This window comes from Bacillus sp. UMB0893, assembly GCF_002858905.1.
Lineage (GTDB): Bacteria > Bacillota > Bacilli > Bacillales > Bacillaceae > Bacillus_P.
On record NZ_PKLB01000013.1, the window covers coordinates 25,003 to 40,219 of the forward strand.

Genomic DNA, 15,217 nt, shown 5'->3' on the forward strand with positions numbered 1-15,217 from the left:
CTATTTCGATTATTTTTGGAATGGCATACCGAACTGAGTTAGTAACTCACGAGATTCTTCGTCAGTGTTAGCAGTTGTAACGATAACGATGTCCATACCACGAACTTTTGATACTTTATCATAATCAATTTCAGGGAAGATTAGTTGTTCTTTAACACCTAGTGTGTAGTTGCCGCGTCCGTCAAAAGACTTTTTAGAAATACCGCGGAAGTCACGTACACGTGGTAATGAAACAGAAACTAACTTATCAAAGAATTCGTACATACGCTCGCCGCGAAGAGTAACTTTCGCACCGATAGGCATACCTTCACGCAGACGGAATCCTGCAATTGATTTTTTAGCTTTAGTGATAACCGGCTTTTGACCTGAGATAGTTGTTAACTCTTCAACAGCTGTGTCAAGAGCTTTAGAGTTAGATACTGCGTCACCAACACCCATGTTGATTACGATCTTCTCAAGCTTTGGAACTTGCATAACTGATTTATAGTTGAACTTGCTCATTAAAGCAGGTGTAATTTCTTTTTGATACTTTTCTTTAAGGCGGTTCATGAGATGACCTCCCTTCCTTATTTACTATTTATCTAAAGTTTCACCAGATTTTGTTGCAACACGTACCTTTTTGCCATCAACCACTTTGAATCCAACACGAGTTGGTTCACCAGATTTAGGATCTAGTGGCATAACATTTGATACATGGATAGGTGCCTCTTGGCTTATAATTCCGCCTTGAGGATTTGCTTGAGAAGGTTTTGAATGTTTTTTCATGATGTTAATACCTTCAACAAGTACTCGGTCTTTCTTAGGAAAAGCTGCAAGAACAACGCCTTGTTTGCCTTTATCCTTACCAGAGATAACCATTACCTTATCACCTTTTTTTACATGCATCCCAGTCGCACCTCCTTAGTAAGGCTGTCTATTTTTGATTTATATAACTTCTGGAGCAAGAGAAACAATTTTCATAAAGTTGTTTTCACGCAATTCACGTGCAACAGGTCCAAAGATACGAGTTCCACGAGGGCTCTTGTCATCTTTAATGATTACACATGCGTTTTCATCAAAGCGGATATAAGATCCGTCTTGACGGCGTGCACCACTCTTCGTGCGAACGATAACTGCTTTAACAACGTCACCTTTTTTAACAACGCCTCCTGGTGTTGCTTGTTTGACCGTGCAAACAATTACATCACCAATACTAGCAGTCTTACGTCCAGATCCGCCAAGAACTTTAATTGTAAGTACTTCACGGGCACCAGAATTGTCAGCAACTTTTAAACGGGATTCTTGTTGAATCATTTACGTTACCTCCCTTCGGAAATAATATCCGAACAATATTAGATAATAACAGCTTCTTCAACAATTTCAACTAGACGGAAACGTTTAGTAGCTGATAAAGGGCGAGTTTCCATGACTTTCACTACATCGCCAACTTTAGCTTGGTTGTTCTCATCATGAGCTTTAAACTTTTTGGAGTATTTTACACGCTTGCCATAAAGCGAATGCTTTTTATATGTTTCGACAAGAACAGTGATCGTTTTATCCATTTTATCAGAAACTACACGTCCAGTGTAGACTTTGCGCTGGTTGTTGCGTTCACTCATTCTGCAACCTCCTCTCAGGATTATCGATTATTTGCAGCGATCTCTCTTTCAGTGATCACAGTTTTCATACGAGCGATCGATTTACGAACTTCACGAATGCGAGCAGTGTTTTCAAGTTGTCCTGTCGCTAATTGGAAGCGCAAGTTGAACAACTCTTCTTTAAGTGATTTTACTTTTTGTTCAATTTCTGCAGTGGTAAGATCACGAATATCATTAGCTCTCATTTGATTCACCACCAATTTCCTCGCGTTTCACGAATTTTGTTTTGATAGGTAATTTGTGAGATGCAAGACGCAATGCTTCGCGTGCTACTTCTTCAGAAACACCAGCAATCTCAAACAAAACTTTACCCGGTTTAACTACTGCTACCCAGCCTTCTGGAGCACCTTTACCGGATCCCATACGTACCTCTAGAGGTTTAGCCGTGTATGGCTTAGAAGGGAAAATTTTGATCCAGACTTTACCGCCACGTTTCATGTAACGAGTCATCGCAATACGAGCTGCCTCGATTTGACGATTTGTGATCCATGAAGCTTCTAAAGCTTGAATACCGAACTCACCGAAGTGAACTTCTGTACCGCCTTTAGCACGACCGCGCATTTTTCCACGGTGCTCTCTGCGATACTTAACGCGTTTTGGCAACAACATAATTATTTTCCTCCTTCCTCTTTTTTCTTCTTAGTAGGAAGAACCTCTCCACGATAGATCCAAACTTTTACGCCTAATTTACCATAAGTAGTGTCAGCTTCAGCTGTACCATAGTCAATATCAGCACGAAGAGTGTGAAGTGGAACAGTTCCTTCACTGTAATGTTCAGAACGAGCGATATCAGCACCGCCAAGACGACCAGATACCATTGTTTTAATTCCTTGTGCACCAGCGCGCATAGCACGTTGAATTGTTTGTTTTTGAGCACGACGGAAAGAAATACGGTTTTCTAATTGACGAGCAATATTTTCAGCAACTAATTTAGCATCTAAATCAGCTCTTTTAATTTCAAGGATGTTGATGTGTACACGCTTGCCAGTTAATTGATTAAGAGCTTTACGAAGTGCTTCCACTTCTGTACCGCCTTTACCGATAACCATGCCTGGTTTAGCAGTGTGTACTGTTACATTCACACGATTAGCAGCACGTTCGATTTCAATCTTAGAAACAGAAGCGTCGCTTAAACGTTGGTTGATATATTCACGAACTTTAATGTCTTCGTGTAAAAGATTAGCATAATCTTTACCAGCGAACCACTTAGATTCCCAATCACGAATGACACCAATGCGAAGACCGACTGGATTTACCTTTTGACCCACGGATTATCCCTCCTTCTTTTCTGATACAACGATTGTAATGTGGCTTGTGCGTTTGTTGATTGCACTAGCACGGCCCATTGCGCGTGGACGGAAACGTTTTAGAGTTGGACCTTCGCCTACATAAGCTTCAGTTACAACCAAGTTGTTAATGTCCATTTCATAGTTGTGCTCTGCATTTGCCACAGCAGATTTTAGAACTTTTTCAATAATTGGAGAAGCAGTTTTCGGTGTGTGACGAAGAATCGCTACCGCTTCACCTATTTGCTTTCCTCGGATAAGATCAATTACTAAACGAGCTTTACGAGGAGCAATACGTACTGTTCTTGCAACGGCTTTAGCTTGCATTTAAAAGCCTCCTCTCATTAACGTCTTGTTTTTTTGTCGTCAGCAGCATGACCTTTATACGTGCGTGTAGGTGCAAACTCACCGAGTTTGTGTCCAACCATATCTTCAGTTACGTATACAGGAACATGTTTGCGACCATCATATACTGCGATCGTTTGACCGATGAATTGTGGGAAGATAGTAGAACGGCGAGACCAAGTTTTGATCACTTGTTTTTTCTCTGACTCGTTTAACTTTTCAACCTTTTTGAATAAATGCTCATCTACGAATGGTCCTTTTTTCAAGCTACGGCCCATACTTGTACCTCCCTTCGCGATTGCGCTACGGTTCCTTCGAACCGTAGAACTATCACGTTATTTTTTACGACGACGTACGATGAATTTATCGGACTTATTGGATTTCTTGCGAGTTTTGTAACCAAGAGTTGGTTTACCCCAAGGAGTCATTGGAGACTTACGTCCGATTGGAGCACGACCTTCACCACCACCATGCGGGTGATCGTTAGGGTTCATTACAGAACCACGAACTGTAGGTCTGATGCCTAACCAGCGTGAACGTCCAGCTTTACCAATGTTGATAAGTTCATGCTGTTCATTTCCTACTTGACCAACTGTTGCGCGGCAAGTAGCAAGGATCATACGAACTTCACCAGAAGTTAAACGAACTAATACGTATTTGCCTTCTTTACCAAGTACTTGTGCAGAAGTACCAGCAGAACGTACTAATTGTCCGCCTTTTCCAGGTTTTAATTCGATGTTGTGAATAACTGTACCTACTGGAATGTTTTGAAGTGGAAGTGCATTTCCTACTTTAATATCAGCCTCAGGTCCAGAAACAACTTGTAAACCTACTTCTAGGTTTTTTGGAGCAAGGATATATCTTTTCTCACCATCTGCATAATTGATAAGTGCAATGTTTGCAGAACGGTTCGGATCATACTCAATTGTAGCAACGCGTCCTGGTATACCATCTTTATCGCGTTTAAAGTCGATAATACGGTATTGACGTTTGTGACCGCCGCCTTGATGACGTACAGTAATTTTACCTTGGTTGTTACGACCGCCTTTTCTGTGAACAGGCGCAAGTAATGACTTTTCTGGTTTATTCGTTGTGATTTCAGCGAAATCAGAAACCGTCATGCCGCGACGACCATTTGAGGTTGGTTTGTACTTTTTAATCGCCATCTCGTTTCCCTCCTATCTTAAATAATATATTAGACTTCGAATAATTCGATTTCTTTGCTGTCAGCAGTTAATTTCACAACTGCTTTTTTACGTTTATTAGTAAGACCTGAATAACGTCCTACACGTTTGTATTTACCTTTGTAGTTAAGTACGTTAACTTTTTCTACTTTTACGCCAAAGATTGCTTCAATAGCATCTTTCACTTGAGTTTTGTTAGCTTTAACGTCCACTTCAAACGTGTATTTTTTTTCAGTCATTAAGTCAGTTGAAAGTTCAGTGATTACGGGGCGCTTAATAATATCACGAGGATCTTTCATTATGCAAGCACCTCCTCTACTTTTTCCACCGCTGCTTTCGTGATGACAAGCTTCTCATGGTTAAGTACATCTAAAACGTTAATAGAATTAGCTGTAAGAACTGTAATGCCAGGGATGTTACGTGCAGATAATGTAACAGTTTCGTTAACATCAGCTGTAACGATCAATGCTTTTTTCTCAACAGAAAGACCAGCTAGAATAGAAGTCATTTCTTTTGTTTTTGGAGCATTCATTAGTAAGTCTTCTAATACTAATACGTTATTTTCTTGTACTTTAGATGATAAAGCTGATTTGATCGCTAAACGGCGAACTTTTTTTGGTAATTTGTAAGAATAGCTGCGTGGTGTTGGACCGAATACGATACCACCGCCGCGCCATTGTGGAGAACGGATAGATCCTTGACGAGCACGACCAGTACCTTTTTGCTTCCAAGGCTTGCGGCCGCCGCCTCTAACTTCTGAACGATTTTTTACTTTATGGTTTCCTTGACGCAAGGAAGCTCTTTGCATGATAACCGCTTCGAATAAAACGTGCTGATTAGGTTCGATACCAAAAACAGAATCATTCAGTTCGATTTCTCCAACGTTTGATCCGCCTTGGTTTAATAATGCTACTTTCGGCATTATCGAATTCCTCCTTTCTTATGAAAATTAATTAGATTTTACTGCTTTTTTAACAGTAATAAGTGCTTTTTTAGGACCTGGTACGTTACCTTTGATCAATAGCAAGTTACGTTCAACGTCAACTTTAATGATTTCAAGGTTTTGAACAGTAATGCGCTCTCCGCCCATACGTCCTGGTAAAAGTTTGTTTTTGAATACACGGTTTGGAGCAACAGGACCCATTGAACCTGGGCGACGGTGGTAACGTGAACCATGTGACATTGGTCCGCGAGATTGGTTATGGCGTTTGATAGAGCCTTGGAAACCTTTACCTTTCGAAATACCTGTTACATCTACTGTATCTCCAGCAGTGAAAATATCAACTTTGACTTCCTGACCAACTTCATACTCACCAGCATCTCCGCGGAATTCCCTTACGAAGCGCTTAGGTGCAGTATTAGCTTTTGCAACGTGTCCTTTTGCAGGTTTGTTAGAAAGTTTTTCGCGTTTGTCTGAGAAACCAACTTGAACAGCTTCATAGCCGTCACTTTCAACAGTTTTCAATTGAAGAACAACGTTTCCAGTAGCCTCAATTACTGTTACGGGGATAAGGTCACCCTTTTCCGTAAATACTTGAGTCATACCGATTTTTTTACCTAAGATTCCTTTGGTCATTAGTCACACCTCCTATAATTGTCTTTTAAGATCTATTTTTGAAATTAAAGTTTGATTTCAATGTCAACGCCTGACGGTAAGTCTAATCGCATTAATGCATCAACAGTTTGTGGTGTTGGATTAATGATATCGATTAAGCGTTTGTGCGTGCGCATTTCAAATTGCTCACGAGAATCTTTGTATTTGTGTACCGCACGAAGAATCGTATAAATCGATTTTTCAGTTGGTAATGGGATCGGACCAGAAACGTTAGCACCAGAACGTTTTGCTGTTTCAACGATCTTTTCAGCAGATTGATCAAGAATTCTGTGATCATATGCTTTTAAACGAATACGAATTTTTTGTTTTGCCATTATTTTCCCTCCTTTTCGCCTACTTTTAAAATAGACTTTCTCCGTAGAAATTTTCCGCACACTCGCCATGGCAAAGCGGCCGTGTGTATCGGCAACCTCCTACTTCATCGCAGTCAAAGACCAACATTGTCTATTATATAGAAATTTCGTGTTCAATGCAAGAAGAAAATTATATTTCCTTTTCTAGCGCACTTTTTCAATTATACATACTTCAATGCTCATAATCAAGCAGATCTGCAGCTGGAAAATAATTTATGAATTTTTATCCTTGAAGATTTTATTATTATATAGAAGAGATTTTTCACAACAAAAAAAGCTGAGCATAGAGCTCAGCTTTTTAAAGTAGAATTACTCAGTGATCGTAGCTACGACACCAGCGCCTACTGTACGTCCGCCTTCACGGATTGAGAATTTAGTACCTTCTTCAATCGCGATTGGAGCGATAAGTTCAACAGTCATTTCGATGTTATCGCCAGGCATTACCATTTCAACGCCTTCAGGAAGTTGAATGATACCAGTTACATCCGTTGTACGGAAGTAGAACTGTGGGCGGTAGTTAGAGAAGAATGGAGTATGACGGCCACCCTCTTCTTTTGAAAGAACGTAAACTTCTGATTTAAATTTAGTGTGTGGAGTGATTGTTTTTGGCTTAGCAAGAACTTGTCCACGTTGGATATCTTCACGAGAAACCCCACGAAGAAGTGCACCAATGTTATCTCCAGCTTCTGCATAGTCAAGAAGCTTACGGAACATTTCAACACCAGTTACAGTTGTAGATTTTGGCTCTTCAGTGAAACCGATGATGTCGATAACGTCACCAATTTTAACTTGTCCGCGTTCTACACGACCTGTAGCAACTGTTCCACGGCCAGTGATTGAGAATACATCCTCAACTGGCATCATGAATGGTTTTTCAGTGTCACGTGTTGGAGTTGGGATATACTCGTCAACAGCGTTCATAAGTTCAACGATTTTTTCTTCGTAATCAGCATCGCCTTCAAGAGCGCGAAGTGCAGAACCTTTGATTACAGGAATATCGTCACCAGGGAAATCATATTCAGAAAGAAGATCACGAATTTCCATTTCAACTAATTCAAGTAACTCTTCGTCGTCAACCATATCACATTTGTTCATGAATACAACTAGGTAAGGTACACCTACTTGACGAGAAAGAAGGATGTGCTCACGAGTTTGTGGCATTGGGCCATCAGAAGCAGAAACAACTAGGATTCCGCCGTCCATTTGAGCAGCACCAGTGATCATGTTTTTAACATAGTCAGCATGTCCTGGGCAGTCAACGTGTGCATAGTGACGAGTTTCAGTTTCATACTCAACGTGTGCTGTTGAGATTGTGATTCCGCGCTCGCGCTCTTCTGGAGCAGCATCGATCATGTCATATGCCATTGCAGCACCTTTACCGCTACGTTTAGCAAGTACAGTTGTAATTGCAGCTGTTAAAGTTGTTTTACCGTGGTCAACGTGTCCAATTGTACCGATATTGGCATGCGTTTTGGAACGGTCGAATTTTTCTTTACCCATTCTAAATTCCTCCTTAGAGTCATAATTAGTTATATAGATTATAGAAAGTGAGACTAGTCACTTTCTATGCATACATAAGTAGTTATACTTCAATAATTGGTGAAAATCAATTATTCACCTTTATTTTTTTTGATAATTTCTTCAGAAATTGATTTTGGAACTTCTTCGTAATGATCAAAATGCATTGAGAAAGTTCCGCGTCCTTGTGTGTTTGAGCGCAACGCAGTTGCATAACCAAACATTTCAGAAAGTGGTACCATCGCACGAACAACTTGAGCATTTCCGCGAGCTTCCATACCTTCAACTCGTCCGCGACGAGATGTGATGTCGCCCATGATATCTCCCATGTACTCATCAGGGATTACTACTTCAACCTTCATAACAGGCTCAAGGATAACAGGGTTACACTTAGATACAGCGTTTTTAAGAGCCATAGATGCAGCAATTTTAAACGCCATTTCACTGGAGTCAACATCATGGTAAGATCCATCAACTAATGTTGCTTTTACATCGATTAGCGGATAACCAGCTAGGACACCATTTTTCATAGAGTCTTCTAGACCAGCTGCAACAGCAGGCACGTATTCACGCGGCACTGTACCACCAACTACTTTATTTTGGAACTCAAAGCCTTTTCCTTCTTCGTTTGGTTCGAATTCTACCCAAACGTGTCCGAACTGACCGCGTCCACCAGATTGACGTGCGAATTTACCTTCAACTTTAGCAGAGCCACGGAAAGTTTCACGATATGCAACCTGAGGAGCACCAACGTTAGCTTCAACTTTAAATTCACGTCTCATACGGTCAACAATGATGTCAAGGTGAAGTTCACCCATACCAGAGATGATCGTTTGACCCGTTTCAGTGTCAGTGTGAGCTTTGAAAGTTGGATCTTCTTCAGAAAGCTTTGTTAAAGCTGTAGACATTTTGTCTTGGTCAGCTTTAGATTTTGGTTCAACAGAAAGTGAGATAACAGGCTCTGGGAAATTCATTGATTCCAAGATAACAAGGTTCTTTTCATCACATAGAGTGTCACCAGTAGTAGTATCTTTAAGACCTACTGCAGCAGCGATATCTCCAGCATATACTGTTGAAATTTCCTCACGAGAGTTAGCATGCATTTGCAGGATACGACCTACGCGTTCACGCTTGCCTTTCGTAGAGTTCTGCACGTATGATCCAGAGTTAAGAACACCTGAATACACACGGAAGAATGTTAATTTACCAACGTAAGGATCTGTCATAACTTTAAATGCAAGTGCTGAGAATGGACCCTCATCACTAGATTCACGAACGACTTCATCCTCACTGTCAGGCAATGTACCTTTGATTGCTGGTACATCTAGTGGTGATGGCAGGTATTCTAGAACAGCGTCTAGCATTAACTGTACACCTTTGTTTTTAAATGCAGAACCGCAGATAACTGGGTAGAACTCTACATTTACAGTACCTTTACGGATAGCAGCTTTCAATTCTTCAATTGTAAGCTCTTCTCCCTCAAGGTATTTCATCATAAGTTCTTCATCAAGTTCCGCTACAGCTTCTACAAGCTTTCCGCGCCACTCTTCTGCAAGTTCTTTATACTCATCAGGAATTTCCATAGCTTCTGAACGAGTTCCCAGGTCATCTTCGTAGATGTATGCCACATTCTCTACTAAATCGATAATACCTACAAACTCATCTTCAGCACCAATTGGAAGCTGGATAGGATGAGCGTTTGCTTCAAGACGGTCATGCATTGTTTTTACAGAGTATAAGAAATCCGCACCGATTTTATCCATTTTATTAACGAATACAACACGCGGTACTCCGTAAGTTGTTGCCTGGCGCCATACTGTTTCAGTTTGTGGCTCAACACCTGATTGTGCATCAAGTACTGCTACCGCACCATCAAGTACACGCAATGAACGTTCAACTTCAACTGTGAAGTCTACGTGTCCTGGTGTATCGATGATGTTTACGCGATGACCCTTCCACTGAGCAGTTGTAGCAGCAGAAGTGATAGTGATACCACGTTCTTGCTCTTGCTCCATCCAGTCCATTTGAGAAGCACCTTCATGTGTTTCACCAATTTTATGGATACGTCCAGTGTAGAATAATACACGTTCAGTAGTAGTCGTTTTACCGGCATCAATGTGAGCCATGATGCCGATATTACGAGTTTTGTCTAAGGAGAACTCTCTTGCCATTTGGGTTTTTCTCCTTCCTATTATAAGGATTAGTATATTTTATGGTTTGAATCCTACCAGCGGTAGTGAGCAAATGCTTTGTTAGCTTCAGCCATTTTGTGTGTATCTTCACGTTTCTTAACTGATGAGCCAGTGTTGTTAGCTGCATCAAGAATCTCGTTAGCTAAACGCTCTTCCATTGTTTTTTCACCGCGAAGACGAGCGTAGTTTACTAACCAGCGAAGACCAAGAGTAGTACGGCGGTCAGGGCGAACTTCAACAGGTACTTGATAGTTTGCACCACCAACACGACGAGCTCTTACCTCAAGAACTGGCATGATGTTTTTAAGTGCTTGTTCAAACACTTCGATTGCTTCTTTACCTGAACGCTCTTTAACTAAGTCAAAAGCAGTGTAAAGAATAGTTTGTGCTTTACCTCTCTTACCGTCAACCATAATTCTATTGATTAGACGAGTAACAAGCTTTGAGTTGTAAAGTGGATCTGGTAATACGTCTCTTTTTGTAACAGGACCTTTACGTGGCATGTTATTTCCTCCCTTCATGCTATAATCTTAAGCTTTTATATACTTAAGGCATTATTTTTTTGGTGCTTTTGGGCGTTTTGTACCGTATTTAGAACGGCCTTGCATACGTTTGTCAACACCAGCAGTGTCTAATGCACCGCGCACGATGTGGTAACGTACACCCGGTAAATCTTTCACACGTCCGCCGCGGATTAATACAACGCTATGCTCTTGCAGGTTGTGTCCGATACCAGGAATGTAGGCAGTTACCTCAATTCCGTTAGTTAAACGAACACGAGCATATTTACGAAGAGCCGAGTTCGGTTTCTTCGGTGTCATTGTACCAACACGAGTACAAACTCCGCGTTTTTGTGGAGATGAAGTGTTAGTGTGCTCTTTTTTGAAGCTGTTGTAACCTTTGTTTAACGCAGGTGAAGTTGATTTCTCAACTTTGCTTACGCGTCCCTTGCGAATTAATTGGTTAATAGTAGGCATGTTATGTGTCCTCCCTTCTAAAAGTTTAATCCCACACATCCAGGTGGTTCATATTTGGGCAAAAACAAAGTTTTTGCAGAGAGTTTAAAACCCTTGGCAAAAACGGTTTTAATTGATAATCGCAACAGTTACTGCTCCAACTTCTATTCCACAAGCTTTACCAAGCTTCTTCATAGAATCAACCAGTGTAAAAGGTACGTTTTGCTGGGTGGCAAGTTCGATGATCATTTTTATGATTCTTGAATCTGCATCTTCAGCAATGACCAGTTCCTTTACCTGATCTTGTTTGAGCGCTTTAACAGTTTGCTTTGTACCAACAATAATTTTATGAGCCTGAGATACTTTTTCATAAGACATATGAATATATCCTCCAAAGCAACAGGTTTTAATTAAGCACCTAGAATATACTAACATCGGAAGAGATGGATGTCAACTAGATCAATGAAACATTTTTCTAGCATCGTCCATCTCTTTTTTTGTTAGTTAATCTACAGTTACAGTTTCATCCTCTGGCTGTATGCGCGGAATTGGGTTAACGCGTCTGTAGCGCTGCATTCCCGTACCGGCAGGGACTAACTTACCGATGATAACATTTTCTTTTAAGCCTAACAGTTCATCACGTTTACCTTTGATTGCAGCATCCGTTAAGACACGAGTTGTTTCTTGGAATGATGCAGCAGATAAGAATGAGTCTGTTTCAAGTGAAGCTTTTGTAATACCAAGTAGGATCGGACGTCCTGTTGCAGGGCGCTTGCCATCAAGCAATACTTTTTTGTTGGCATCCGTAAATTGGTGTACATCAAGCAATGTTCCTGGAAGCACATCAGTATCTCCAGCATCCATCACTCTTACTTTGCGAAGCATTTGGCGAACCATTACTTCAACGTGTTTATCTCCAATTTCTACCCCTTGCATACGGTATACTTTTTGAACTTCACGAAGCAAATATTCTTGGACTGATGTGATGTCTGTTACTTTCAGCAATTCCTTAGGATCAATTGATCCTTCTGTAAGCTCTTGACCATGCTTGATTTTATCGCCTTCAACCACTTTAAGTCTAGCGTTATAAGCAGCTGTGTAAGAACGTGTTTCAACATCGCCTTTAATGACGATTTCTTGTTGTCTGTCACGCACTTCATTAATCTCAACTACCACACCATCGATTTCAGAAATCGTTGCTTGACCTTTAGGATTTCTCGCTTCAAACAGCTCTTGAATACGAGGTAAACCTTGTGTGATATCGTCTCCGGCAACACCGCCTGTATGGAACGTACGCATTGTAAGCTGTGTTCCTGGTTCTCCGATAGATTGAGCAGCGATAATACCAACTGCTTCTCCAACTTCAACCTCAGTTCCTGTAGCCAAGTTGCGTCCGTAGCATTTTTTACATACACCATGACGAGTGTTACATGTAAATGCAGAACGGATCCATACTTCTTCAATACCTGTTTCAACAATCGCTAAAGCAAGGTCTTCTGTAATGAGATCATTTTCAGAAACGATGACTTTGCCAGTCTCCGGATGTTTAATTGTTTTGCGTGCATGACGTCCAATTAAACGTTCTTCTAAATGCTCGATTACTTCAGTGCCTTCTTTAATTGACTTTGTTAAGATGCCTCGGTCTGTTCCGCAGTCTTCATCACGAATGATAACATCCTGTGCAACATCAACAAGACGTCTTGTTAAGTAACCAGAGTCAGCTGTTTTAAGAGCTGTATCAGCAAGACCTTTACGAGCACCATGTGTCGAGATAAAGTACTCTAATACAGTTAAGCCTTCACGGAAACTTGATTTGATTGGAAGTTCAATGATACGTCCAGCCGGGTTGGCCATCAGACCGCGCATACCCGCAAGCTGCGTAAAGTTAGATGCATTACCACGGGCTCCGGAATCACTCATCATGAAGATTGGATTGCGTTTATCAAGAGAAGCCATCAGCTTGCCTTGGATAACATCTTTAGATGCACTCCAAATCGAGATAACACGTTCATAGCGCTCTTCCTCAGTGATTAGACCGCGCTTGAATTGCTTCAGAACGTTATCAACTTTCGCTTGACCATCTTTTAAGATTTCTTGTTTTTCAGGTAATACGATGATATCTGATACGCCAACTGTAATACCGGCTTTTGTCGAATATCTGAATCCAAGATCTTTCATGCGGTCTAGCATTTTAGATGTTTCAGTTATATGGAACTTCTTAAAGATTTCAGCAATGATTTTTCCTAAGATACCCTTTTTGAATGGAGGGATAATCTCTTGGGATTGAATGTATTCTTTTACATTCACGCTAGCATCGATAAAGAATCTTTCCGGTGTCTCATCTTCAATATTGCTTTTTGTCGGCTCGTTCATGTATGGGAATGAAGGCGGTAAAATTTCGTTAAAGATAAGTTTACCGACTGTCGTTACGAGCAGCTTCTTACGCTGTTCATCTGTAAATGATTCATTCGGCAATGAACTTGCTTGCACAGCAATACGAGAGTGAAGATGAACATATCCATTTTGATATGCAATCAAAGCTTCGTTCGTATCCTTGAAGATCATCCCTTCACCGACAGAATCTTCACGCTCTAATGTTAGGTAGTAGTTACCTAATACCATATCCTGAGAAGGCGTAACAACAGGCTTTCCATCTTTAGGATTTAGAATGTTTTGAGCTGCAAGCATCAGAATACGTGCTTCAGCTTGAGCCTCAGCTGATAGAGGTACGTGAACAGCCATTTGGTCACCATCAAAGTCAGCGTTATAAGCTGTACATACTAATGGATGAAGACGGATAGCACGGCCTTCTACAAGTGTAGGTTCAAATGCCTGAATTCCAAGTCTGTGAAGAGTAGGCGCACGGTTTAATAAGACCGGATGCTCGCGAATAACAGACTCTAATACATCCCAGACTTCTGGTGATACACGTTCTATTTTACGCTTAGCACTCTTAATGTTATGAGCTAAACCTTTTTCAACCAGTTCTTTCATTACGAACGGCTTGAATAATTCAAGTGCCATTTCTTTCGGCAATCCGCATTGATACATTTTCAGGTTCGGTCCAACAACGATAACAGAACGGCCTGAGTAGTCAACACGTTTACCAAGCAGGTTTTGACGGAAACGCCCTTGTTTCCCTTTCAGCATATGTGAAAGTGATTTAAGCGGACGGTTACCAGGTCCTGTAACAGGACGGCCGCGGCGGCCATTATCGATCAATGCATCAACAGCTTCCTGAAGCATGCGTTTTTCGTTTTGAACGATGATGCTCGGAGCTCCAAGATCCAAAAGACGTTTTAAACGGTTGTTGCGGTTGATTACACGGCGATACAAATCATTCAAGTCAGATGTGGCAAAACGCCCGCCATCTAATTGCACCATTGGGCGCAGTTCAGGAGGGATAACCGGAAGGACATCAAGGATCATCCAAGATGGCTCATTTCCAGAATTACGGAATGCCTCTAAAACCTCTAAACGTTTGATTGCACGTGTTCTGCGCTGACCTTGTGAAGTTTTAAGCTCTTCTTTAAGCTGATCAACCTCTTTGTCCAAGTCGATATCAGAAAGAAGTTTTTTAATCGCTTCTGCACCCATTGCAGCCTGGAATGTTGAGCTGTATTTATCACGGTATGCTCTGTATTCCTTCTCAGAAAGCAATTGTTTTTTCTCAAGCGGTGTGTCACCTGTTTCAGTAACTACGTAAGAAGCGAAATAAATCACTTCTTCTAATGCACGCGGAGACATATCAAGGACTAAGCCCATACGGCTTGGAATTCCTTTAAAATACCAAATGTGTGAAACAGGGGCAGCGAGTTCAATATGCCCCATACGCTCACGGCGAACTTTTGCACGAGTGACTTCCACTCCACAGCGATCGCAGACTACACCTTTGTAGCGAACTCTTTTATATTTTCCGCAATGGCATTCCCAGTCTTTTGTAGGACCGAAAATGCGCTCACAGAACAAACCGTCTTTTTCTGGTTTTAATGTACGATAGTTAATTGTTTCTGGTTTCTTAACTTCACCGAATGACCACGAGCGAATTTTATCAGGTGAAGCGAGACCGATGTTCATATACTCAAAGTTATTTACATCTAGCAAGGGGCCTACCTCCCTTTTCGTCTTCAG

At 41.1% G+C, this 15,217-nt stretch carries 20 protein-coding genes; all 20 read right to left on the reverse strand.

Features of this window, described 5'->3' with window-relative positions; translation table 11 throughout:
- Window positions 1-9: 9 nt before the first annotated feature.
- Complete coding sequence (gene rplE, locus CYJ36_RS21920) at window positions 10-549, reverse strand: 50S ribosomal protein L5 (RefSeq protein WP_101569371.1); 540 nt, start codon at window positions 547-549, stop codon at window positions 10-12.
- A gap of 24 nt (window positions 550-573) precedes the next feature.
- The gene (gene rplX, locus CYJ36_RS21925; protein ID WP_101569372.1) at window positions 574-885 is read right to left on the reverse strand and encodes a 50S ribosomal protein L24; all 312 of its coding nucleotides are present in this window, start codon (window positions 883-885) and stop codon (window positions 574-576) included.
- A 39-nt stretch (window positions 886-924) separates the two neighbouring features.
- Window positions 925-1,293 (reverse strand): 50S ribosomal protein L14, encoded by a 369-nt coding sequence (gene rplN / locus CYJ36_RS21930; RefSeq protein ID WP_101569373.1) that lies wholly within the window; start codon window positions 1,291-1,293, stop codon window positions 925-927.
- 38 nt (window positions 1,294-1,331) lie between these two features.
- Entirely contained in the window at window positions 1,332-1,598 is a 267-nt protein-coding gene (rpsQ, locus tag CYJ36_RS21935) for a 30S ribosomal protein S17 (protein WP_101569374.1), read from the reverse strand.
- A gap of 20 nt (window positions 1,599-1,618) precedes the next feature.
- Window positions 1,619-1,822 carry a 50S ribosomal protein L29 gene (gene rpmC / locus CYJ36_RS21940; protein ID WP_070875227.1) on the reverse strand — a complete coding sequence of 68 codons (204 nt, stop codon included), beginning with the start codon at window positions 1,820-1,822 and terminating at the stop codon, window positions 1,619-1,621.
- A complete protein-coding gene (gene rplP, locus CYJ36_RS21945) occupies window positions 1,812-2,246 on the reverse strand; it encodes a 50S ribosomal protein L16 (protein WP_070875228.1) in 435 nt (144 codons plus the stop codon). Before rplP ends, rpmC begins: the two co-directional genes overlap by 11 nt.
- Before the next feature lie 2 nt (window positions 2,247-2,248).
- The gene (rpsC, locus tag CYJ36_RS21950) at window positions 2,249-2,905 is read right to left on the reverse strand and encodes a 30S ribosomal protein S3 (protein ID WP_101569375.1); all 657 of its coding nucleotides are present in this window, start codon (window positions 2,903-2,905) and stop codon (window positions 2,249-2,251) included.
- A 3-nt stretch (window positions 2,906-2,908) separates the two neighbouring features.
- Window positions 2,909-3,250 carry a 50S ribosomal protein L22 gene (gene rplV / locus CYJ36_RS21955; RefSeq protein WP_029282822.1) on the reverse strand — a complete coding sequence of 114 codons (342 nt, stop codon included), beginning with the start codon at window positions 3,248-3,250 and terminating at the stop codon, window positions 2,909-2,911.
- Between the two features lie 17 nt (window positions 3,251-3,267).
- Window positions 3,268-3,546: a 30S ribosomal protein S19 gene (gene rpsS, locus CYJ36_RS21960; RefSeq protein WP_029282824.1), complete on the reverse strand. Its 279-nt coding sequence runs from the start codon at window positions 3,544-3,546 to the stop codon at window positions 3,268-3,270.
- Between the two features lie 57 nt (window positions 3,547-3,603).
- Window positions 3,604-4,434, reverse strand: coding sequence for a 50S ribosomal protein L2 (rplB, locus tag CYJ36_RS21965; protein ID WP_101569376.1), 831 nt, complete (start codon window positions 4,432-4,434; stop codon window positions 3,604-3,606).
- 29 nt (window positions 4,435-4,463) lie between these two features.
- Window positions 4,464-4,751 carry a 50S ribosomal protein L23 gene (gene rplW, locus CYJ36_RS21970; RefSeq protein ID WP_101569377.1) on the reverse strand — a complete coding sequence of 96 codons (288 nt, stop codon included), beginning with the start codon at window positions 4,749-4,751 and terminating at the stop codon, window positions 4,464-4,466.
- Window positions 4,751-5,374 (reverse strand): 50S ribosomal protein L4, encoded by a 624-nt coding sequence (gene rplD, locus CYJ36_RS21975; protein ID WP_101569378.1) that lies wholly within the window; start codon window positions 5,372-5,374, stop codon window positions 4,751-4,753. The genes rplW and rplD overlap by 1 nt, the downstream gene beginning before the upstream one ends.
- Window positions 5,375-5,401: 27 nt before the next feature.
- Window positions 5,402-6,028, reverse strand: coding sequence for a 50S ribosomal protein L3 (gene rplC, locus CYJ36_RS21980; protein ID WP_101569379.1), 627 nt, complete (start codon window positions 6,026-6,028; stop codon window positions 5,402-5,404).
- A gap of 44 nt (window positions 6,029-6,072) precedes the next feature.
- The gene (gene rpsJ, locus CYJ36_RS21985) at window positions 6,073-6,381 is read right to left on the reverse strand and encodes a 30S ribosomal protein S10 (RefSeq protein ID WP_029282834.1); all 309 of its coding nucleotides are present in this window, start codon (window positions 6,379-6,381) and stop codon (window positions 6,073-6,075) included.
- Between the two features lie 348 nt (window positions 6,382-6,729).
- Window positions 6,730-7,920 (reverse strand): elongation factor Tu, encoded by a 1,191-nt coding sequence (tuf, locus tag CYJ36_RS21990; RefSeq protein WP_101569380.1) that lies wholly within the window; start codon window positions 7,918-7,920, stop codon window positions 6,730-6,732.
- Between the two features lie 110 nt (window positions 7,921-8,030).
- Window positions 8,031-10,109 carry an elongation factor G gene (gene fusA / locus CYJ36_RS21995; protein WP_101569381.1) on the reverse strand — a complete coding sequence of 693 codons (2,079 nt, stop codon included), beginning with the start codon at window positions 10,107-10,109 and terminating at the stop codon, window positions 8,031-8,033.
- 53 nt (window positions 10,110-10,162) lie between these two features.
- Complete coding sequence (rpsG, locus tag CYJ36_RS22000; RefSeq protein ID WP_070875236.1) at window positions 10,163-10,633, reverse strand: 30S ribosomal protein S7; 471 nt, start codon at window positions 10,631-10,633, stop codon at window positions 10,163-10,165.
- A gap of 51 nt (window positions 10,634-10,684) precedes the next feature.
- Complete coding sequence (rpsL, locus tag CYJ36_RS22005; protein ID WP_101569382.1) at window positions 10,685-11,107, reverse strand: 30S ribosomal protein S12; 423 nt, start codon at window positions 11,105-11,107, stop codon at window positions 10,685-10,687.
- Between the two features lie 108 nt (window positions 11,108-11,215).
- On the reverse strand, window positions 11,216-11,464 hold the full coding sequence (locus tag CYJ36_RS22010) for a 50S ribosomal protein L7ae-like protein (RefSeq protein ID WP_101569383.1): 249 nt from the start codon (window positions 11,462-11,464) through the stop codon (window positions 11,216-11,218).
- A 126-nt stretch (window positions 11,465-11,590) separates the two neighbouring features.
- Window positions 11,591-15,190, reverse strand: a complete 3,600-nt coding sequence (rpoC, locus tag CYJ36_RS22015) for a DNA-directed RNA polymerase subunit beta' (protein WP_101569384.1) — start codon at window positions 15,188-15,190, stop codon at window positions 11,591-11,593.
- Between the last annotated feature and the right edge of the window lie 27 nt (window positions 15,191-15,217).

Bases quoted from the DNA above. Each gene is read 5' to 3' on its own strand.
- rplE (WP_101569371.1), bottom strand. From the start codon at position 549: ATGAACCGCCTTAAAGAAAAGTATCAAAAAGAAATTACACCTGCTTTA.
- rplX (WP_101569372.1), bottom strand. From the start codon at position 885: ATGCATGTAAAAAAAGGTGATAAGGTAATGGTTATCTCTGGTAAGGAT.
- rplN (WP_101569373.1), bottom strand. From the start codon at position 1,293: ATGATTCAACAAGAATCCCGTTTAAAAGTTGCTGACAATTCTGGTGCC.
- rpsQ (WP_101569374.1), bottom strand. From the start codon at position 1,598: ATGAGTGAACGCAACAACCAGCGCAAAGTCTACACTGGACGTGTAGTT.
- rpmC (WP_070875227.1), bottom strand. From the start codon at position 1,822: ATGAGAGCTAATGATATTCGTGATCTTACCACTGCAGAAATTGAACAA.
- rplP (WP_070875228.1), bottom strand. From the start codon at position 2,246: ATGTTGTTGCCAAAACGCGTTAAGTATCGCAGAGAGCACCGTGGAAAA.
- rplV (WP_029282822.1), bottom strand. From the start codon at position 3,250: ATGCAAGCTAAAGCCGTTGCAAGAACAGTACGTATTGCTCCTCGTAAA.
- rpsS (WP_029282824.1), bottom strand. From the start codon at position 3,546: ATGGGCCGTAGCTTGAAAAAAGGACCATTCGTAGATGAGCATTTATTC.
- rplB (WP_101569376.1), bottom strand. From the start codon at position 4,434: ATGGCGATTAAAAAGTACAAACCAACCTCAAATGGTCGTCGCGGCATG.
- rplW (WP_101569377.1), bottom strand. From the start codon at position 4,751: ATGAAAGATCCTCGTGATATTATTAAGCGCCCCGTAATCACTGAACTT.
- rplD (WP_101569378.1), bottom strand. From the start codon at position 5,374: ATGCCGAAAGTAGCATTATTAAACCAAGGCGGATCAAACGTTGGAGAA.
- rplC (WP_101569379.1), bottom strand. From the start codon at position 6,028: ATGACCAAAGGAATCTTAGGTAAAAAAATCGGTATGACTCAAGTATTT.
- rpsJ (WP_029282834.1), bottom strand. From the start codon at position 6,381: ATGGCAAAACAAAAAATTCGTATTCGTTTAAAAGCATATGATCACAGA.
- tuf (WP_101569380.1), bottom strand. From the start codon at position 7,920: ATGGGTAAAGAAAAATTCGACCGTTCCAAAACGCATGCCAATATCGGT.
- fusA (WP_101569381.1), bottom strand. From the start codon at position 10,109: ATGGCAAGAGAGTTCTCCTTAGACAAAACTCGTAATATCGGCATCATG.
- rpsG (WP_070875236.1), bottom strand. From the start codon at position 10,633: ATGCCACGTAAAGGTCCTGTTACAAAAAGAGACGTATTACCAGATCCA.
- rpsL (WP_101569382.1), bottom strand. From the start codon at position 11,107: ATGCCTACTATTAACCAATTAATTCGCAAGGGACGCGTAAGCAAAGTT.
- CYJ36_RS22010 (WP_101569383.1), bottom strand. From the start codon at position 11,464: ATGTCTTATGAAAAAGTATCTCAGGCTCATAAAATTATTGTTGGTACA.